At 48.7% G+C, this 19,974-nt stretch carries 22 protein-coding genes; 16 read left to right on the top strand and 6 right to left on the bottom strand.

All coding sequences use genetic code 11. The features are described 5' to 3' along the window. Positions 1-25: 25 nt before the first annotated feature. Positions 26-1,063, bottom strand: coding sequence for a S66 family peptidase (locus F3J37_RS21265; protein ID WP_166935565.1), 1,038 nt, complete (start codon positions 1,061-1,063; stop codon positions 26-28). Positions 1,064-1,447: 384 nt separating this feature from the next. Here F3J37_RS21265 and F3J37_RS21260 point away from each other — a divergent pair, with 384 nt between their 5' ends. Further along, a complete protein-coding gene (locus F3J37_RS21260) occupies positions 1,448-1,876 on the top strand; it encodes an ASCH domain-containing protein (RefSeq protein ID WP_166935563.1) in 429 nt (142 codons plus the stop codon). Between the two features lie 60 nt (positions 1,877-1,936). On the opposite strand, the gene F3J37_RS21255 is transcribed toward F3J37_RS21260, so the two are convergent. From F3J37_RS21255 to F3J37_RS21245, 3 genes are all read right to left on the bottom strand, one after another. Next, positions 1,937-2,395 carry a GNAT family N-acetyltransferase gene (locus F3J37_RS21255; protein WP_166935561.1) on the bottom strand — a complete coding sequence of 153 codons (459 nt, stop codon included), beginning with the start codon at positions 2,393-2,395 and terminating at the stop codon, positions 1,937-1,939. 59 nt (positions 2,396-2,454) lie between these two features. Beyond that, positions 2,455-2,790 (bottom strand): ASCH domain-containing protein, encoded by a 336-nt coding sequence (locus F3J37_RS21250; protein WP_369410691.1) that lies wholly within the window; start codon positions 2,788-2,790, stop codon positions 2,455-2,457. Positions 2,791-3,036: 246 nt separating this feature from the next. Then, positions 3,037-3,531 (bottom strand): GNAT family N-acetyltransferase, encoded by a 495-nt coding sequence (locus F3J37_RS21245; protein ID WP_166935559.1) that lies wholly within the window; start codon positions 3,529-3,531, stop codon positions 3,037-3,039. A 263-nt stretch (positions 3,532-3,794) separates the two neighbouring features. On the opposite strand from F3J37_RS21245, the gene F3J37_RS21240 reads away from it, so the two are divergent. The 3 genes from F3J37_RS21240 to F3J37_RS21230 all read left to right on the top strand — a co-directional run bounded on the left by F3J37_RS21240 (position 3,795) and on the right by F3J37_RS21230 (position 6,456). Then, complete coding sequence (locus tag F3J37_RS21240; protein WP_166935557.1) at positions 3,795-4,325, top strand: GNAT family N-acetyltransferase; 531 nt, start codon at positions 3,795-3,797, stop codon at positions 4,323-4,325. Between the two features lie 201 nt (positions 4,326-4,526). Further along, positions 4,527-4,979: a GNAT family N-acetyltransferase gene (locus F3J37_RS21235; protein ID WP_240154150.1), complete on the top strand. Its 453-nt coding sequence runs from the start codon at positions 4,527-4,529 to the stop codon at positions 4,977-4,979. A gap of 253 nt (positions 4,980-5,232) precedes the next feature. Next, a complete protein-coding gene (locus tag F3J37_RS21230; RefSeq protein WP_166935553.1) occupies positions 5,233-6,456 on the top strand; it encodes an MFS transporter in 1,224 nt (407 codons plus the stop codon). A gap of 84 nt (positions 6,457-6,540) precedes the next feature. Here the strand turns inward: F3J37_RS21230 and F3J37_RS21225 are convergent, their stop codons facing one another. Together F3J37_RS21225 and F3J37_RS21220 are read right to left on the bottom strand one after the other, a co-directional pair. Next, positions 6,541-7,701: an IS30 family transposase gene (locus F3J37_RS21225; protein WP_166935551.1), complete on the bottom strand. Its 1,161-nt coding sequence runs from the start codon at positions 7,699-7,701 to the stop codon at positions 6,541-6,543. Between the two features lie 109 nt (positions 7,702-7,810). Beyond that, positions 7,811-8,476 (bottom strand): SOS response-associated peptidase family protein, encoded by a 666-nt coding sequence (locus tag F3J37_RS21220; RefSeq protein WP_166935549.1) that lies wholly within the window; start codon positions 8,474-8,476, stop codon positions 7,811-7,813. Between the two features lie 376 nt (positions 8,477-8,852). Between F3J37_RS21220 and F3J37_RS21215 the strand changes: the two genes are divergently transcribed. The 12 genes from F3J37_RS21215 (at position 8,853) to F3J37_RS21160 (ending at position 19,804) form a co-directional block, all read left to right on the top strand. Then, positions 8,853-9,188, top strand: a complete 336-nt coding sequence (locus F3J37_RS21215; protein WP_166935547.1) for an integrative conjugative element protein, RAQPRD family — start codon at positions 8,853-8,855, stop codon at positions 9,186-9,188. Then, positions 9,188-9,430 carry a TIGR03758 family integrating conjugative element protein gene (locus tag F3J37_RS21210; RefSeq protein ID WP_045814466.1) on the top strand — a complete coding sequence of 81 codons (243 nt, stop codon included), beginning with the start codon at positions 9,188-9,190 and terminating at the stop codon, positions 9,428-9,430. Before F3J37_RS21215 ends, F3J37_RS21210 begins: the two co-directional genes overlap by 1 nt. Before the next feature lie 30 nt (positions 9,431-9,460). After that, positions 9,461-9,850, top strand: coding sequence for a TIGR03745 family integrating conjugative element membrane protein (locus tag F3J37_RS21205; protein ID WP_166935545.1), 390 nt, complete (start codon positions 9,461-9,463; stop codon positions 9,848-9,850). A gap of 11 nt (positions 9,851-9,861) precedes the next feature. Continuing rightward, positions 9,862-10,227 (top strand): TIGR03750 family conjugal transfer protein, encoded by a 366-nt coding sequence (locus F3J37_RS21200; RefSeq protein WP_166935543.1) that lies wholly within the window; start codon positions 9,862-9,864, stop codon positions 10,225-10,227. Further along, complete coding sequence (locus tag F3J37_RS21195; RefSeq protein ID WP_166935541.1) at positions 10,224-10,880, top strand: PFL_4703 family integrating conjugative element protein; 657 nt, start codon at positions 10,224-10,226, stop codon at positions 10,878-10,880. Before F3J37_RS21200 ends, F3J37_RS21195 begins: the two co-directional genes overlap by 4 nt. Beyond that, positions 10,880-11,797: a TIGR03749 family integrating conjugative element protein gene (locus F3J37_RS21190; protein WP_166935539.1), complete on the top strand. Its 918-nt coding sequence runs from the start codon at positions 10,880-10,882 to the stop codon at positions 11,795-11,797. Before F3J37_RS21195 ends, F3J37_RS21190 begins: the two co-directional genes overlap by 1 nt. Then, on the top strand, positions 11,787-13,316 hold the full coding sequence (locus F3J37_RS21185; RefSeq protein WP_166935537.1) for a TIGR03752 family integrating conjugative element protein: 1,530 nt from the start codon (positions 11,787-11,789) through the stop codon (positions 13,314-13,316). Before F3J37_RS21190 ends, F3J37_RS21185 begins: the two co-directional genes overlap by 11 nt. An 11-nt stretch (positions 13,317-13,327) precedes the next feature. Continuing rightward, on the top strand, positions 13,328-13,744 hold the full coding sequence (locus F3J37_RS21180) for a TIGR03751 family conjugal transfer lipoprotein (protein ID WP_166935535.1): 417 nt from the start codon (positions 13,328-13,330) through the stop codon (positions 13,742-13,744). Continuing rightward, entirely contained in the window at positions 13,744-16,608 is a 2,865-nt protein-coding gene (locus F3J37_RS21175) for a conjugative transfer ATPase (RefSeq protein ID WP_166935533.1), read from the top strand. Before F3J37_RS21180 ends, F3J37_RS21175 begins: the two co-directional genes overlap by 1 nt. Next, the gene (locus tag F3J37_RS21170) at positions 16,605-17,000 is read left to right on the top strand and encodes a hypothetical protein (RefSeq protein WP_166935531.1); all 396 of its coding nucleotides are present in this window, start codon (positions 16,605-16,607) and stop codon (positions 16,998-17,000) included. The genes F3J37_RS21175 and F3J37_RS21170 overlap by 4 nt, the downstream gene beginning before the upstream one ends. Positions 17,001-17,628: 628 nt before the next feature. Continuing rightward, positions 17,629-19,005, top strand: a complete 1,377-nt coding sequence (locus F3J37_RS21165; protein ID WP_166935529.1) for a hypothetical protein — start codon at positions 17,629-17,631, stop codon at positions 19,003-19,005. 28 nt (positions 19,006-19,033) lie between these two features. Further along, positions 19,034-19,804 carry a DUF2971 domain-containing protein gene (locus F3J37_RS21160; protein WP_166935527.1) on the top strand — a complete coding sequence of 257 codons (771 nt, stop codon included), beginning with the start codon at positions 19,034-19,036 and terminating at the stop codon, positions 19,802-19,804. Positions 19,805-19,974 lie beyond the last annotated feature (170 nt).

The following is a 19,974-nucleotide window of genomic DNA, read 5'->3' as shown; positions in this document are numbered from 1 at the left end:
TGTCGAGGCAATCCTGCACATATGATTACAGTTGCTGAGTGATAGATCCTGAACCCTCGGTAAAGGTTACTGTAGCTTTAGCACCGTTAACAATTGAAATCTGTGGTGGAATGTGACCAATATCAACGTCATACAATACTGGGATTGAGAGGTCGCCGAGAGCAGCTTTAAGAGCATCCAGATAATTATGTTTAGTATTATCACTAACATCTGGGGCTGCGCTTCTGCCTATAAGAATACCTTTCAAATTTTCGAACCAACCGTGTAAGCGTAGGCTTATCAACGCCCGAGTCATTTCACAGGGGGCCATTTCTACGTTCTCAAAATACAGAATTACGCCTTCTTCAATATGCTGTTCAGTAAACAACTTGATATTCCCAAATGGTGTGCCTGCTAATCTCGAAATGATTTCCAGGCATCCTCCAATAAGGTATCCATTGAAAGATACAGAAGACGTAACGCCATCAAGGATCTTCCATTCAGTTTCGTGGGATAAATTGAATCCAGCATCGCTGGCTGAACCCCACTGATTTTCTTCAATCTGATGTGCTTTCGAAGAAAACTGCTCAATTACATCTCCCTTTTCTGCTGTCAAAAATTCCCATACAGATTTTGTTGTGGGGTCCAGCTCTTTTGCACCAAGATCCATCAGATTCGGCCCATGCAACGTAGACCAGCCAGAGAGTGTAACCAGTGGAAAATGAATAGTACTCAGGTCGGAAAAGCCGACAAACCATTTTGGCTCTGTATTTTCTAAGATGCTGAAATCCATTAACTCAAGTAACTCGATAGCCCGATCTCCTCCCCAAGGGGGCATAACTGCTTTTACCTCTGGATCAGTCAGAACGGTCATTAATTCTTTTGCACGTGAAGTTTTGCATGCGCTTTCATTCTTATGCTGAGAACGCAAGCATTCGCCTTCTAGAACCCTGAAACCCTTTTTTTGGAGATTATTGATGGCGAGTTCCAGTCGAGTATGTAGGTGTTCAGGTACGCCAGATGATGGGGCAGTAACTGCAATCAAATCTCCCGGGACCAGCTTGGGGGGAATGCGAGTATTCATGCATAAATCCTTTTTCCGAATGTAATTCTATAGTCCATAAAAGAATAGAGCTTGCAACCTTTGCCAGCATCCATTTAATGGCATTTTCCGACTTTTAACCCACGCTACCGCCCATGCTCAAGAGGTAGGGAGGCGCTCATTTCATTACCTTTAATGGCCTGATACCAAAGCCTGTTAAATGCAGGCTTTGGTTTACGCCGGTACAATCGATTAAATCTGTATCGGCTTGGACGTCCGCTGTGAGCGATCTGCGGACGTCAAAATTCTGGGGATGGGGATGGGGATGGGGATGTTACGCCACATTAAACATACCACTCCAGAAACTAATTCAATGAATCTATGCTAACTTCAACCACCAAACGGTTGCTGCAAAAGGATTTTATTATGAATTTAGTTGATGCTCTGAAGGCGAAATATCCGGATTCCCAAGCTTTGCAGATCGGAGACAATGCTGATATGGCTAACGAGCTGGCAGACTTGGTTATGAAAGGGATTAAAACCGCATCCTGTGGTTCTTTGGCCTCATACCTGGCAGAAAAATCGCCACCAAGAATAGGCAGTCACAATATTATCCTCGACGGTCGGGATGAGCCGCTATGCGTCATCAGAATGACTTCAATGCGTCTGGTTCGCTTCTCTGACGTTACTGAGGAATTAGCCCGCAAAGAAGGCGAAGGAGATCTGAGCCTTGAATACTGGAGATCTGAGCATAAAGCCTTTTTTACCAGAGCTGGCTTTTACGCTGACGACATGGAGCTTGTCGCAGAAGAATTTGAGGTCGTTGAGGTCTGTAACAGGACTTACCATGCTTAGCTCTCATATTAAATATAACAGTTCTGTAGCGCACTTCCTTGGCGCTATAACAGCATGAAGTCAAGGAAGCTCTTTGCGCATAAAAACACTCAACGGATCTGCTTTATACGGGGTAAATGCATCGCATATCTCGTACCCGCACCTGCGATATAGCGTTATAGCCGGTTGTTGGTGAATCCCTGTTTCAAGCTGCAACAGCCGCGATTTCTTTTCTGAAGCAATCCCCTCGATTGCACTGACTATCTTCTGTCCAAGCTTCCTTCCCCGGTATTCCGGTCGAATGTAAACCCGCTTAATCTCGGCTGAGCCGTCTTCGTGAAATAGCAAAGCACCACAACCTGCAGGTGCATTTCCTTCATCACGTACGATCACGCATCGGAGCTGTTCGTCACTGACTGCTGAAAAATCTAGGCAGTGGTTACTTTCTGTAGGATAAAGTTCGCTCTGAAAGGCATCGAGCTCACTAACCAACCACGTCAGGTCAGAATCCCCTTTTTCGACTTCTGAAATGTTGAACATTCACTATCCTCAGCTCAGTTTTAACAACTGAATCTACCATGCTGTTCTAACTATGACGCCTATAAAGATTTAACATACGCCGCAGGCGGTAAATGGTGGATGACCGTAACCTCTGAATCCATCTCAATTGACGGGTAGTGCTCACGCATCCCTTCCAACAGTTCAGCATCAGGCCATTCAGCACTTTTTCCAAGCCTGGCCGCAACGTCATAAAGCGGCATTTTTTCGACGTGCGTGACACACACCATGACCGTGTCAAAGACATCCTGCACGTTTACGTAAAGCATAGGGCCCGGCACAATTTCGCGTTCCCGCCATCGAATGGTATGACGCTTCCTGCCTGCGCGAACGTCCGGCAGTAGGCGAGGCACGATTTCAACACTCTGCAATGACACATAACCTCCGGTGACCTGCTCCGGTATTTGAGACAAGGATCATTAGTAATACTAGTTTTTAACTAATGGATTGAATTTAATCTTGAGCAGGTTAGTTTTGTAGCAAAGCGTATCTTTTAAACGTCCGCTACTGGCACAATGCGTACGCTATCCAGCCCAATGTCCGCTGTGAGCGAACAGCGGATATTGAATAAATTGGGGCTGGATTTTTTCACATTAAACATCCTATCCCGATTATGAATCAGCCTATGTGTCTCGTCTCATCAGGAATTCGTCATGAAACACTCCATCAACGCATAGCGCATCTGCATCAGTCGCCCACTCTTTAAACCCGAAGGAACAATAAAGTGCATACGCGGCCCGGTTAGTTGTAACCACTGACAGTTTCACGGTTTTTGCTGAACTGGCAGCTTCCAGCGCCGCCTCCATTAATTCTGATGAAAGCCCGGAACCTCTGTTACCGGCGCGAACATACAATCCCCAGATATTCGCCACATGACTCAACTTTAGTAACGAGTTACTGCTAACCCCAATCATGCCCTGCAAGGAGTTGTTAACATCAAAACCACCGAAAACATGGCTTGTCAGCAGCTGTTCGGCAAAGAACTGCAATGGCTTCTGACTGCATTCGCCGTAGGATGCGCCAAAGGCTTCCGGATGAAGGCGCAAAGCCTCCAGCCTCAATTCCCTGAAATCGTCCAGATCGCTTTCAACTATGCGTCGTACTGTGAATGCTTCCACTCATGGGCTCCTTACTCTTCCAGACTTGCATTGTCAGAAGCTAATTAAACTAGCATAAGAGTTCATGTGAAACTTCCGCTTCTGGCATGAAGCTGACTAGGTAACTAAGCGGAAGGTCCGCTGTGAGCGAAATGCAGACACTTATTGATAACGACTGAAGTTTCATCACATTAAACAAAAAATTCCTATTGTGGACCCGAAGATTTCTGACTATAAAAACAGCAAGATAACTCATTTAATGAGTCAAAAACTCAGGAGAAATTTTGCAGCTAATTACCTCCCGATTACATCTTAGGCCTGTAATCGCCTCAGACGCAGATGACCTTTTCAGAATTTATGGCGATCCTGCCACAAATACTTTTAATCCCGCAGGCCCGTATCCTGAAATTGATTACGCCCGAGATGTTCTGGCTCGCTGGATTAAACACTGGGAAGATTGCGGTTTCGGAAACTGGGCTATCACTTTGAAGGATAATCCTGAAAGGATTATCGGTTTTGGCGGGCTGAATATCCGCAGTTATGCCGATACCGCTATCAATAACCTGGGATATCGTTTCTCCACTGAATCATGGGGAAAAGGCCTAGCGACAGAGTTTGCTAACTATGCGGTCAGCCACGGGTTTGGTGATTTCAAACTGCCTGAGATATCTGCAGTAGTAAGAGCAGATCACCTAGCATCGCAGAAGGTCCTGATGAATGCCGGATTCAAGTATGTTCAGGACATTCATGATGTGAAAAATGCGCCCGCCAGTATGCTGTTTAAACTAACCCAGGCAGAATGGGACAAAAGTTAGTGTAAGGGAGCTACTGAGTGTTTTTTACCATAACAGTGCATGTGCAACGTCCGCTTCTGGCACACAGCAGTCTTCGGCTAACCCAAGGACAGCTATGAGCGAGGAACAGACATCACACTGTTGTCCCATACCCGTTTTGTGTGGATGTATTCCTTTACTGGATGCATCATGTTAGTCGCATTCATCCTTCAGGGTATAATCATGATTACAGTAGAGAAATCAGATCCGTTGTCTTCAGAATCCCATCGCTTAATCGAATTGCTATCCGCAGAACTTGCCACTATTACGGGTGATAACGGCAAAAGCAATTTCGCCGTTGAAACAATGAGTGATGAAAAAGCCGTATGGGCATTAGCGAAGAACTCCCAAGGTAGAGTTGTCGGGTGCGGTGCTATACGACCTTTAACGCAAAATATAGCCGAGCTTAAAAGAATGTATTCAGACCGAAGTGAGTCAGGAGTTGGCAGTGCTTTACTCACTTTTCTTGAAAAATCTGCAAAAGAGATGGGATATACCGAGCTTAGGCTGGAAACCCGACACATCAACCACCGGGCTGTAAATTTCTACAACAAAAAGGGTTATATCCGTATTGCGAATTACGGCCCATACATAGGTAGGACGGAAGCAGTCTGTTTCTCGAAGACATTACGCTGATTGTATTAATCGGATCTGACGTCTGCTTCTGATACCAAGCGGACAAGCTAAGAGTGGTGACTGTCCGCTGTGAGCGAGAAGCGGACGCTCCGGCTTCGAGAATACCGCCTGCTTTTTATGTGATACAGTGTTGTATCTGTTTCCAGAAATGTAAATTTTCCAATGTAAAGATTCTGTCTTTTAACAGTTATTGCTTTCCGCATTGCCTGTCGGCTGTGTGGGTTTCTGTTATTTATGATGAGAATCTTTCCGCATGAATACTTTGCTGCTTGCGCTAATTCGCGCACTGCGTAGTCATGACTGGCTGCGCTTCCTTGGTTTTGCTTATATCCTGTCATCTCTAGGTAATGGACTTACTCAGGTCATTGTTTTTGGGCAACTTTTAAACTGGCAAGCTTCTCCTGCGATTCTGACGATAGTTTATATGCTGTCAATGCTGCCCAGTTTTCTGGGGAGCATACTGGGCGAAGCTCTGTGTAAGAAAGTTTCACCACTCCGAATCCTGATTTTTACAGAGCTACTCGGCCTGCTTGCACTTGTTTTTCCGCTATATGGTTTGCTGCATCACAACGTTCCGGCTCTGCTTGCGGTACAGTGTGCAGAAGCCCTATTCAGCGGCATGAGTTATCCGGCACTGGCTCTGCTATTTAAACGTGGATTGGCGCATGACGAACTACCTGCAGCAACCGCTATGGAAACGATAATTTTTGCCTCACAGGTTTTGCTCGGTACCGGATTGGGCGTTTTACTGTTCGACTTGATTTCTCCTTTGAATCTCCTTGCCATTGATGCCGTGAGTTTTGTCGCTTCTACTGCTTTGCTTTTGACGTCAGCCTCTGTTTTTCAGGCGATGGAGCTGCAACCAGAAAAAGCGGTGCCTGACACGCATAAGTTGTTCTGGCGATGTTTATCTCCCTTGCAAAAACGAAGCGTTATGCTTTTACCTGCCCTTGCAGCTGTGGGTTCTCCCGCTATGGCGCTTTTACCTGCTCTTGCACAGGAAATAAGGCCTGAAGAGTCAGCCGGGCTGGCACTGCCGCTGCTTTTTGCGCGCAGCCTCGGACAACTCTGCGGCCCGCTAATGCTCGATGCCGGTAAATTGCAGCGCTATTCCGCTAATAACTGGCTGTTGTTGCTATGCCTGGGTATACATATTGGAAATTATTTTCTAATACCTTTGTCCGCCGGATTGCCATACGCCGGGCTTGTTATGATTTTCAGTGCACACATGGGTTCGAATATTGTTTTTGCTTTGGGTACGTTCGGCGTACTCAAAAACTTCGCAGAAACTCAGGTCGCCAAAGCCAGTGCACTTACATGGCGCGGACAGGTTCTGACCGCGGCTATTTCTACCGGTATAACAAGTGTGATAGCGCAGAAATTGGGTGCTTTTACCGCTCTTTACAGCATTTCTCTGTTTAGTCTGGTAGGCGTCGGAGTTTTACTCTGGTTAAACAGAACGCCCAGAACAAACTAAAACAGGGTTATGTATAGCATCGTAAACAAAGAGTGGGGCGCAGATCTCTCCCCACTAATACAATGTCTGCTTCTGGCTGTGAGTTCAACTGATGGACGCAACACACTTATTGAACCGTTCTGCGGGTGATTCATAGTCTAGCGTTTTTCTCGGTCTTTCGTTGAGCTGTCTGGCAACGCTGTTTAGTCTGTGCTGACTGTGAACCGATAAGTCAGTTCCTTTTGGAAAATATTGTCTTAGCAACCTGTTCGTATTTTCATTTGAGCCACGTTGCCAGGGAGATTGAGGATCACAGAAGTAAATCTGGATGTCTGTTGCTACAGTAAACCGGGTGTGGCTGGTCATTTCAGCTCCCCGATCCCAGGTTAATGTTTTATATAGCTCAACAGGTAATTCCCGGGCTTGTCTGATGAGTGCAGATATAACCGTTATGGTCTTGTTGTCCCTGATTTTGGCTAACATAACAAAACGGGAATGGCGTTCTACAAGGGTAACGATATCGGAGTTTTTCGAGCCCTGGCTCAGATCACCTTCCCAGTGACCAGGGATGGCTCTGTCTGAGGCTTCCGGTGGCCTTTCGCTGATAGGTATCGCATTCGGAATTTTCCCTAATCCTTTCCCTTTAAGTGATGACGTTCGGGATCTACGAACCGCTCTTCCGCTTCTGAGGCATTGCTGCAGCTCTTTTTTTAATGCCCCCCGGGTTTGTATAAAAAGCGTTTTATAAATCGTTTCGTGTGACACATGCATTTCCTGATTATCCGGATAACAGCGTTTCAGCCAACCGGCGATCTGTTCCGGCGACCAGTCCTGATGCATCTTCTCTGCAATGATTTTACACAATGTGGGGCTTTCAATTAGCTTGCAAGGTTTTGGTCTCAGAGCATTTTCCCAAGCAGCATTGTCGGCTTTTGCTGCACGGTATTGCTTGGCACCTCCGTGCCTCCTGACCTCGCGGCTAATCGTTGAGGGTGCTCTTGATAAGTTGGCAGCGATGTCCCTGATACTGAGTTTTGCTACCAATCCTCTGGATATTTCTTCTCTTTCATCAAGCGTAAGCGCTAATCGATGCCGCTTTCGAACGGGAGGACGGTAGCCACCTGTCTGGTGGATTGTGGGCATGATAGAAGAATGAAATCTGTCGAACATTCTGGCGATATCATGCAGGGAATCACCTTGTTTATATCTATCCCAGATAATTGCCTTCTGCTCTGGCGTGTAGTTAATACGAGTTCTTCGTTTCATGGCAACGTCCCCCCTTGATTAAGGATAGCGTTGCATCGAGCCATTGAACTCACAGCACAAAGCGGACTGATCTTACCCCGATAATAGGTGTTAGCGAAAAACAGCTTACCTATATGTTTTCAATCAGCTCTTTGCCCTGATGACGAGGCGTATTCACCTTCGTTGATACGGGGTGCCATTTGAATGCGCTTTCCGGTAAGGCTGCGTTATGCGCGATTTCTATCGCGCGTTCGGGCGTGGTATCACCATTGAGCCACTCCCTTACCGCTGACGCCTTCAGCACCAGAGGCCTGCGGTCGTGAATGTCCACCATGCCCTTGTTACTGGCTGAAGTGACAATCAGAAAACCTTCATGCCCGTGCGGTTCGTCATAGGGCGCTTTGCCGATGGCGGCAAAAAACAGCGGCTCATGCGTTTTGTGATAGATGAAGTAGGGCTGTTTCCTTTCTTCTTCCTTCACCCACTCAAACCATCCATCGGCAAACACTACGGCGCGACCGTGGTTCCATAGCGGCTTAAACATACGGCTCGATGCGGCGGTCTCTCCGCGCGCATTGATGAGCGGCTGCTTGTCCCACCATTCAGGTCCATAACCCCAGTACACCGGGTCAATTTTCAGTTTGTCGTCGCGCTCGCTCAGAAGCAGCACATTAGTGCCAGGAGCAACGTTATAACGCCCAATAGGTTCTGGATCGTGCACGTAATCACTGCCGGCTGCGCCAAGGGCATCAAGGTAGACGTCCCGGCTCTGATACTGCGCAAACCTTCCGCACATAATGTCTCTCCTTTTCTGCAGGATACCTTTTAACGCGGGCTGTGCCTGGCTTTACTCATCATTCAATATTAGTCGGCGAAACCGCATATTAAATTTTGCGTTCGGGGAATTAATTTAATGTCTTAGGCTGTTTTCCCCATATCAGAGCTGGACGGAGGTACCTGAAACTTGTTTCAGATGCCGGCCGTCAGCAGGCAAGGCGCATAGCGCCGCGTCAGAGCAATTATTTAGTTACAACAAACATTAAAACTTAAATCCACTTCTTTCAGCATCTGCGCTGCTTTCTAAATTTTTATTTTCCCAAAAAGAGTTAACGGCTGAACCCGGCAGCCAGATTTCGCATGCTTACCGCACCAAAAAACCACTGGAGGTGCATATGAAATCTCTTCGTCCGGCAACACAACTTCTGTTATGTGGCGGTGTGCTGGGCCTGACCTTTCTCGCGTCCTCTCCGGCGTCTGCATCTGAGAAAGACGAGCTGGCATCCGCTCAGCGAATGATCTTTCAGGTTCAGGCTTCGCTGGAACGGGCGCGGGTTGCCGCAGCACAGGCTGATCCGTCGGAGCGCGGCCGCTACTTCTTTGATTACCAGCGGGCTAATGGCGATTTGAAAACCATAAGCGCCGGCATTGATCGTTACCTGGAGCCAACGCGTGCCCAGCCCCGCGATTTGTCTGCTGTAGCTGGAAATTATCGCCGGGAGCGTCCCTGATGGCGATGACTTCAGCCCAGATGACTGCATTTAAATCTGCGTCAGGAAATCTTGAGCCGTCAGGCCTGCATCTTCTTTGCCTGGGGCTTTTGTTCGGTTTCATGTTCTGGTGGGCTGCCTGGGCAATTGTTGATGTTTACTCAGGCTGGGCAAATCAGCGCCTTAAGGAAGGCGCGTTAGGCAGAGCCGTAGTTCGCTCAGTTTTATTGTTAATTGTAAGTATCTGGATGTTTGGCAGTTAATCCCTAATCAACCCTTTTACAGGTGAAATCATGTCTAAATTTGCTTCTGTTGTGTCCCGCTCAGTTATCAAAGCTAAAAGCTTTTACGCACGCTCTCTGGCAATCGGCTTAACCGGCTGGTTATCGGCTAAACCGGCCTTTGCAGACCTGCCAACTGTTGAATCGCCCTCTTCAAGTGGTTCTGGTACAGGCCTTAATGGTCAGCTGACTGGTTATATACAGGATGGATTAGTTCTGGGTGGACTGGTTCTCTGCGCGATCGCATTTTTCATGGTTGCTCAGAACTGCCTGGTAACTTTTAACGAAGTGCGTAATGAACGCGCGACCTGGGTGAAGTTCGGTTCGATTGTAGTCGTTGGCGTCGCGCTTCTCGTTGCCATCATCTGGCTGCTGGGCAAGTCTGCGGACATCATCAACTAAGGAACTTCACTATGGCGACCATCAGATTTTTACCGGATCGCCTGAATGCTGAGCCAGTAGTTTTTCGGGGGTTTACCACCCCCGAGTTAGGCCTTGCGGCTCTAATCGGTGTTGCGGCTGGCTTCATCCTTTCCCTGCCCTTACTCCTTTTTTTCAGCTGGCTGATTGTTCCCACGGTAACGCTGCTTTTTCCTCTCGTCCTCATTGCTTTCGGTGGACGGTGGCTTAGCAGCAAAAAGCGCGGCAAACCCGAGAACTTTCTCTGGCAGCGGTTTGCTTTGAAAAAGCGCTGCATGGGGCTGGGCGATCCTAAATTGATCATTGACTCGCAGGGCTGGTCCCTGCGACGCAGCAAAAACCTCAGGAGTACTAAATGAGTCGTTTTCGCCACGCGGTTAAGGGCCGCGATCAGCATATTTTTACCCTGCGGGCGGCCTGCGTAGTGTTGCTGCTATTACTGGTTACTGCTATGGGCGGCTGGATGAGAGCGCCTGAAAAGCTGACCATCCATAACCCACCTGATTTGCGTAAGGGCAGCACGCGCCCGTGGTGGGAAATCCCGCCTCCGACCGTGTACGGCTTCACGTATTACATTTTTCAGCAACTTAATGCCTGGCCTAAAAACGGAAGAGTGGACTACCCGGCTCGCATTCAGTCGCTTTCTGCTTACCTGACGCCACAGTGCAAAGCGTTTCTTGAGGAGGATTCAAAGGTGCGCGGTGAGAAAAATGAGCTTACCGATCGAGTGAGAGTGGTTTACGAAATTCCCGGCCGTGGTTATTCAGGTAACAGCGTGAAAGTCATCGATCGTGATAACTGGGTAGTGAAGCTCGACCTTGTGGCCGACGAATACTATCTCACAGAGCCGGTTAAGCGCGCCATGGTGCGCTATCCGCTGAAAGTTGTGCGCTGGGACGGTGATTCTGAGTCCAATCCATTTGGTTTGGCGCTGGACTGCTATGAAGGCATCCCGCAGCGTCTTTCCGCTGCGCCTGAACAGCCGAAACCAGAAAGAAAGGGGATGTTCTGATGTTGAATCCATCTTTTACCTCAGGATCACGTGCATGCCTTATTGCGCTGTCACTGTCCCTGCTGCCCGTGACGATGATTTCCGCGCCAGCGCATGCTGACGAGCTGATGAAATGGGAGCGCGTGCCGCTGCAGATACCTCTCAAAACGGGTCAGGAACGCGTGATTTTCGCTGATAAAAACGTGCGCGTGGGTTTTCCGCCGGCACTTAACGGCAAGCTGCGCGTGCAGAGCACCGGCGGCGCAGTCTATCTCAAAGCAAACAGTGATTTCCCTCAAACGCGCCTTCAGCTGCAGGACATGGAAAGCGGTGAGGTCATTCTGCTGGACGTCCGTACGACTGCCACCGCATCAGCCGAACCGGTTAAAATCGTTTACAGCGGTGACGTCAGTACCATCAGCAGTGCAGACTCTGAAATCGAACAGAAAGCCGCTGGCGATAGCAACAGTTCACAGGCGAAGCGTAAAAAAGTCAGCTTTAAAGCTCCCGTTCCGGTGCTGCTGACACGCTACGCAGCTCAGAATCTGTATGCGCCAGTACGAACCGTTGAATCCGTGCCGGGCATTCACCCCGTTAATCCACATCTGCCATCCCGCATTACTACCCTGTATCCCTCAGCTCCCGTGACCGTGTCACCAGTAGCGGGCTGGGGCGTGGCAGGTCGCACCGTTATCGCGCTGAGAATCCGCAACAACTCTTCACAGAAGGTTGTGCTCGATCCGCGTGAACTGCAGGGCCAGTTTGTCACGGCCACCTTCCAGCATCGCTGGGTGGGTGCCGCTGGCACGCCGGAAGACACCACCACGCTGTACCTGGTTACCGCCGGTCGTCCTGATGGCGCTTTTGTACGTGAGCCCTCTGTAGTGAATAAGGCTACTAACCGCCCAGCCCAGAAGGTGATCCGCTATGAAAATTAAGTCAAATGGGCTGGTTAAAGTGCTGGTCCCCGCCATTCTGGTTGGCGGCGGATTTATTGCTGTAAAAAGCCATAACAGCAAGTCACAGGAACCCGCCACTCAGAATGTTAAGACAGGCGACGCTCTGAAAAACCTCTCACCGCAAGAGTTGAAGGCGCTCGGCATTGAGGGGGATACGCCGCAGGATACGCTTAAGACGATCGTAGGCTCTCTTAACGCCGTTCGTCAGCAGCAGGATTCTCTCAACAAGCAGAATGCACAGCTATTGGATGAAAACAAAAAGCTACGCGATCGCAATAACAACGTTTCCGGCCAGGTTAATGAAGCGGTTCAGGGCGTGGAGAAAAGCTATCACGATCGTGAAAAACAGATGAGCCAGCAGCAGAACGTCCTGACGTCAAAAATCAATGAGCTCACAAATAAACTGCAGAATGCCGGTAAGGGTATTGCAGACAAGGCAAAGGGTGCTGACAGCGATATCCCTCTCGGTCTGGGCCTTGATGGCATGGGTGCTGGTGATAGCAATCCTCCGGCCTCCGGTAGTGATGGCCTGATGTGGGTCTCGCCCCAGGACAGTCCCTCTTCGGCTTCAGCTCAGAAAAATGGCGCTGCAGGCAGCAGCAACACCGGCGAATCCGGCTTCCCGACGTCATTTCTCAGTGAAAACGCGCTGACAAAGCAAAAATCCAGCTATGAACAGCAGGTAAAGGGTTCAACCGCTGAGAAAGGCGCAGAAGAGGAGGCCGAACCGGTATATACACTACCGGAAAACTCCACGCTGATTGGCAGCCGAGCGATGACGGCGCTGCTCGGTCGCGTGCCAATCAACGGCACCGTAACCGACCCGTATCCTTTTAAGGTACTCATTGGTAAAGATAACCTTACGGCCAACGGCATCGAGTTGCCGGACGTTGAGGGTGCGATCGTCTCCGGCACCGCCTCCGGCGACTGGACCCTGTCCTGCGTGCGCGGTCAGGTCAACAGTGTCACGTTTGTATTCACCGACGGCACTGTACGTACTCTGCCGAAACCGGACCGCAGCGGCAAAGGCAGCAATAACAGCAACCAGAACGGCGGGAAAGATACTGGCACCAGTGGCGGCATCGGCTGGATTTCTGATGAAAAAGGGATCCCCTGTATTGGTGGAGAACGTAAGTCAAATGCTTCTACCTATCTGCCAACTATTTTTGGGTTATCTGCAGCCGGTGCAGCTGGTGAAGGCTTAAGTCAGGGGCAGTACACAACTCAAAACAATGTGAATGGTATCTCTTCAACCATGACAGGAGATGCAGGACAAGCGGTCCTGGGTAAAGCCCTGTCAGGCGGCATGTCTGAAACCACTGATTGGGTTAAGCAGCGTTACGGGCAAACATTCGATGCAATTTATGTTCAGCCCGGAGCGCATCTCGCTGTGCATATTACCCGCGAGCTGGCGATCGATTACGAAGATAAAGGCCGCAGGGTGCGTTATGACTTTACCCTGCCCGGCGAAGACGGCAGCACCGGCGGACTGGACTGAGGAGAATGACCATGGGTATTACTGCAAAATTCGGGATTTTCATGATTATTGCAGCCAGCACGCTTGCCGGCTGCTCCACAAACAAAGATGAAATGCTGCCGCCGGGCAACAGCAACATGCTGGAGCTGTGGAAAGGCACCGACGGTGAATCAGGTGTATCGCGCGGCAGTGAAGCACGCAGCACGCTGCGCCGTGGTCTTACTGACAGCGAACAGCAGGCCGCACTCCACGACGATCGTAGCTACAGCCGCACGCAGGAGTCCGAAATCAGCCAGCAGTTCCCTCGCCTGCCTAATCCTGACATGGTGATGTACGTCTTTCCTCATCTCGCACAGGGTAACACCCCCGTGCCTGGTTACAGCACTGTTTTCCCCTTCTATGACCAGACACAGTACGCCATGCCTGGCGAACGTACGGAGGCGCTGTAATGTTCGGACTCTTTAAAGGGAAATCCTCTAAAAAAAACAATGACTTACCTGACGTTTCTGAGCAGGCCGGTCCGGAGCCCGTTGTCCGTCCCGGCAAAATGTCACAGGCCGATGAAAAACGCGTTTATTCGCATAATCCGTCCATCGTTGATTATCTGCCGTGGGCAGAATTTCTAGATGAGGAGCAGTGCCTGCTGCTTGACGATGGTATCTCCGTGGGGGCCGTCTATGAAGTGACGCCGGCGGCAACCGAAGGGCGACCTGACGAGCGTCTGGAGCAGATCCGTGACGTGGTTGAAGATGCGCTGCAGGACAGCTTTGACGATCTCGCGAGCAACCCGTGGATCGTTCAGTTCTACTGTCAGGACGAGAATAACGTTGATGCCTACCTTGACCGTCTGCGCGGTTACGTAAGACCGCACGCGCAGGACAGCGAGTTTACCGAGGCATGGCTTAAAGAAACCGAGCAGCATATGCGCGGGATTGCGCGCCCTGAAGGTCTGTTTGAAGATAAACTGATCACCGGCCAGCCATGGCGAGGGCAACAGCGACGCACGCGGATGGTTATCTACCGCTGGGCGACTAAAAACAGCGTTGATTTGATGTCACCTATCGTCATGCTGAATCAGGCGTGCGAACGCCTCTGCAGCGCTTTTTCCAGTGTCAATATTAACTGCACACGCCAGAATGGCTTGCAGGTTCACGCCTGGCTGCTGCGGATGTTCAATCCCGCGCCAGAGGGCATGAATAAAGAAGCATTTTACCGCGCGGCAGCCTATGAAGACAGCCGCGACACGCCTGCAGGCATGATACCTGTAGAGAATGATTTTGCCGAAACCCTGCTATTCACGCCACCACGCTCAGATGTCGAAAACGGCGTGTGGTGGCTTGATAACATCGCCCACTCAGCCATTTCCGTGGAGCGCCTGCGTAAACCCCCTGAGCCAGGCACACTCACCGGTGAAAAGAGCCGGGGTGAAAAGAAAATCAACGCGCTGATGGACACTTTCCCCGAAGGCACCATGCTTTGCATTACGGTCGTTGCAGAGCCGCAGGACACGCTGGAAGAGAAGTTTAACCGCCTGGCGAAAAACGCCATCGGCGAGAATACCGAGTCCGGTCGCGTCCGCCAGGACGTCGCCGCCGTCAAGGAACTGCTGGGAAACCGCCACAAACTCTATCGCGCGGCCATCACCTTTATCCTTCGCGCAAAAGACATGCCCGAAATGCATCGCAAGCGCATCGAGCTCAGCACAGTACTGTTGAACGAAGGGCTGCAGCCGGTACGTGCTGAGCATGAAACCGGCCCGCTTAACACCTGGCTGCGGGCGCTGCCCATGTGCTTTAACCCGCAACATGACAGGAAAAACTGGTATACCCGCCTGACATGGGTCCAGCACATTGCCGGGCTGCTGCCCGTTACCGGCCGGGAAACCGGGACCGGTAATGCCGGATTCAGCTTTTTTAACCGTGGCGGCGATGTGCTGGACTTTGATCCACTGAACAAAGATGACCGCTCCCAGAACGCGCATATGCTGTTGTTCGGCCCGACCGGCGCGGGTAAATCCGCCACGCTCTGCTCAATGCTCTGTCAGCTGATGGCAGTGCACCGCCCGCGCCTGTTTATTGCAGAAGCCGGTAACAGTTTCGGGCTTACTGCAGACTACTTTGAAAGTCTTGGTCTTACGGTTAACAAGGTCAGCGTCAAACCCGGCAGCGGCGTATCGCTGCCCCCCTTCGCTGATGCACATAAGCTATTTGACGGCGATGCGCCCGCTCCGGCAATTGATGAGAGCGATCTTCCGGACATTGAGGACGATCCTGATGATGATGAAGAGGATGGCAAGCGCGACATTCTGGGCGAAATGGAGATTTCTGCCCGAATGATGATCACCGGCGGCGACCCGAAAGAGGACGCCGCGCTGAAACGTGCCGACCGCGCCATGATCCGCGAAGCGCTGATTATGGCCGCGCGTAAAACTATGGAAGAAGGCCGTCAGATGCTGCCGGGCGACCTGCAGAAAGCGCTTAACGCCATTTCACTGGAGACTGAAAGCGGCAACGGACATGTGCGTAACGAAACCCGGCGGGCGAAAGCGGCTGAAATGGCCGAATCCCTGGGCATGTTCACGCAACAGGGGAGCTTTGAGGCAGAGCTCTTTAATCAGGAAGGTTCTCTGTGGCCGGAAGCTGACGTTACGCTGATTGATCTCGCGCACCTTGCCCGTGAAGGGTACGAGGCGCAGATGGCGCTGACGATGGTGTCACTGACCAACACCATCAACAACATTGCTGAACGTGACCAGTACCTTGAACGCGACATCGTTTTTACCGTGGATGAGGCGCACGTTGTGACGGTTAACCCACTTCTCGCCCCCTATATGACCAAAGTGGTCAAGATGTGGCGTAAGCTTGGCGCATGGCTATGGCTTGCCACACAGAACCTTGAGGATTACCCGAACGCTGCCGGCAAGATGCTTAATATGGCGGAGTGGTGGATCTGTCTGACGATGCCGAAAAAAGAGGTGGAGGATATTGCCCGATTCCGGACGCTTTCAGAGGAGCAAAAAGCCGTGCTGCTTTCCGCCAGTAAGCTCTCAAGGTGCTATACCGAAGGCGTGGTGCTCTCGAAGAAAATTGAAGCGCTGTTTCGCGCTGTTCCGCCCAGCCTTTACCTCGCGCTAGGGATGACGGAGAAAGAAGAGAAAGCCGAACGTAAAGCGCTGATGCGTAAACATAACTGTTCTGAGCTGGATGCTGCTATTCTCGTAGCGAAAAAACTGGATCGTCTGCGTGGATTGATGACGGAAGATGAGGCCGGGATGCCCGAACACAATGATAAGAGAGAGATGCTGACCGCATGATTAAGCTCAAGTATGCGCAACCTCTGACCCAGAGCCCTGCGCCGGACGAAACGCCAACCCCTGCTATGTTTAGCCTGCATCCGCAGGGGGAGCCCGCGATGACGGCAACGACGGCAGAGCGACTGAAAGCAATGGAGAACGCACTGAGATTGAGGCTGCAACCGCCGGTAACGATTACCTGTAACCCACATCGTATTGGTAAGAGCAGCTGCGTGTCGGTTCATCTTGAGGACAACAGGGGCAAACGTGCGGACATTCTGCTGACGCAGGAAGGCCGCGCCGGACTTCCCCTGGACCACGAATTCGATTCGCCGCGCTGGCATGTAAACGTGCCTGACGCAGCTGATATGGTTTTCCTTACGCTTTGGCTCAACAACGTTTTCCCTAGCTGAGTTAAAAGTCACTATGAAACCGGCCTTTAAGCCGGTTTTTTTGTTAAATGGCCTTGTGCCAGGAGCTACCGCTCAGTAGAACAAAATTCTTGTAAAAAAATCAGTACTAAAAAGATGTTTCCGAAGTCCGAACAGAAGACTTTAAATGCTAACAAATTGATTTTTATTTGATAAATTATTCGTCTAAGCGATCTATGTACGTACAGCACACCTTGCACAAAGCCCGTAGTGACTCCGCTAGTCAAAATGCACTTTATCTATGATACTAATTTGACTTTATCTAGCACAAAACACTATTTAAAGTGATCAGTGGCGAAGAAAATAAAATAACTGCTATTTTTCATTTTAACTATATGTTTTATAAGTATGTTAATGTAGGTTTAACTGATCTACACCTCACAGAGTGTTTGTAATTATTATTAACGCAGTGTGACATCCAATGCCTAAAAATCTAACGCATATTCTAAAAATTAAAGGCCCTCTTCTCAGTTCTGACCTGTGCAACTATTTGTGTGCAGAGGGGAACATAACCCGCATAGCTGCGACGAAACAAATATCTCGCGCGATAGCCACAGAAACGGTGAGTAGTCTCAGAGGGCTCTTTCCTCGTCGAGAGGCGTTCATCTATTTGCCTGAACAGTTCGGGAGTCCGACTTACTGGCAAATTCTCACAAGTACGTTGCAAAAAACACAATCTGCTTATGGCTACGCGATTGGGGCGCTATTAGCACGTGGCGGAGTCATGCCTCTAGCGCATTTCCCTGCGGCAAGTGGGTCACCTCACTTCATGAGTAAAAGGTTATCACATGAAGCAGTATTACAGAGACTATGTAGCAACGGTCTTGTGAAAAAAATAGATTTACTAGGTATTGGCGAATGTGTCGCACTACGAGAATCGAATGAAGAATATTTCAATGGCGTAGAAATTGAAGTAAAAGCTCGTATGGTTACTGAATCTGTGCTGCTTAAAGCAGTGGCACAATGGTCAAAAAACCTTGGCCTAGTAAGTTATGAACAATTGAAGAATAGAGACGTCAGCGAACCTAAAGTTACGGGTTTTTTGTTTGATCTCACTGCACCAAGTTACCTCACAGGTCTGCTTCAACAAAAATCTTCAGGCGGCACTATGCCTGGATTTTTTTGCTGTGATGTATTATTTAACGGAAAGTTAGAAGAAGAACACATAGCTCCTTTTATTAATAAATGCAGATCTATAAAGAGCCTACCAAAAACAGGTAGGCCTTTCTTCATCTTTGTGGCAGATTCTTATTCCAAGGAAGCATTCTTAGCTCTTAAAGAGCAAGGAATAGTGCCTGCAACTGTCAACAATCTTTTTGGACAGGAAACAGCCGAAACTCTACGAGCCCTTACAGAAACACTGAAAAGCATTACGTTTCTAAATAATAAATCAGAGCAAATAGATGAAGTAATGACTCGCCTTTCTCATATTGAGGGTGCAGCTTCACAGCTTCGCGGTGATTTATTCGAATATATTGTTGCTAAGGCTGTAAAAGATAGCGCACAGTATGTTGAAGTCGGTGTGCAGTGTAAAGATTCGAAGGGGAAAAAAGCTGACTGTGATGTTTTTGTATCGAATGGCTACAAGAAAGTAACTTTCATTGAATGCAAGGGGTATAACCCTTATGCTGAAGTTCTCCATAAGGATGTCAAGCATTGGATTCATGAGCAAGTACCTGTGTTTTTTAAGCATGCCTTAATACATTATCCTAACACTGCTATTCATGTTGAGTTTTGGACTACAGGTAAGCTGGGCAAGGATTCAATGGACTTATTGAATGATTTTAAAGAAAAAAATAAAAATGACCAGAGGTATGAGGTTGTTTTTCGCCAAGCTCATGATGTAAAAGATTTTATAGATGGAACTCGAAATAAAAGTTTAGTTCGTGTTTTTGGTAAGCACTTTATAGATTATTATAGGAAGGATCCATTAGGTGCGGTTACTCCTCCGAAACGACTCGCTAGCAGCGATAACGTGCCAACTTAATTATTGAGAAATTTAAAGTGGAGTTGAAATGAATCAGCAAGCTTTGTTGTTAAAAGGAATTGAAGATGGTGTGTATCCCGAAACATTATTCAAATTTAGGGGGATCAGTCGCGGTAAACAAATTCTTAAAGACTGTACGTTCAGGTTTTCAAGCCCAACAGCTTTCAACGATCCATTTGATTGCTCTTTGGATGAGGTCGCTTCCTATAAGATGTCCGAAATAAAAAATTTTTTTAATAAAAATAATTTTGGATATGCAAATCTCCCATTAGATAGACGCAATCTAATTAAGCAAGATAAAAGTATCGTTTCGAAATGGGTCCAGGATGCCAAAAACAAGGCCGTAAATTCAAGAGGTGTCTTGGCATTATCAAGAGATGTGAACGAAATTCTTCTTTGGTCACATTATGCTGATTATCATAAAGGTTTGGCTATTGAGTTATCCCTTAGAGAAGACTTGGATTTCTTTCTAGGCCCAAGGATTATAAAGTATGTGGATAATTATACACCTACAAATTACCTTTCTGATCCGGAAGGTACAGTCGATGCAATTTTATCAAAGAAACATGTAAAATGGGAATACGAAAAGGAGTTTAGGATTTACAAAACGGACTCGGCTAACATTGATATTTCAATTAACCCAAACGCAATAAAATCGGTCTATTTTGGTTTGAAAGCCAAACAGTCGGAAATTGATGATGTAAGAAGTATATGTAGTACTCAAGCATTGAGCCATGTGCGTTTTTTCCAGGCCGAAAAGGTTTACGGGCAGTTTAAATTGAGATTTAAACTTTTATAAAATCCATTTTAGTGACGGTTGTCTAATTGCGGCATGTTAAAAATCCGAGGCCGTTGAGGATTCAAACAACCGTGAACATTGTACAACCTCCTTCTTCAGAAATTTTCAAAATCGGAAAAAGAGTTTACTGCTGAAAGCCTGACCACGCGCTGCCACTCTTACGGCCTGTT

It is taken from the genome of Candidatus Pantoea communis (assembly GCF_011752685.1).
Lineage (GTDB): Bacteria > Pseudomonadota > Gammaproteobacteria > Enterobacterales > Enterobacteriaceae > Pantoea > Pantoea communis.
This window is presented reverse-complemented; position numbering and strand designations above follow the sequence as displayed.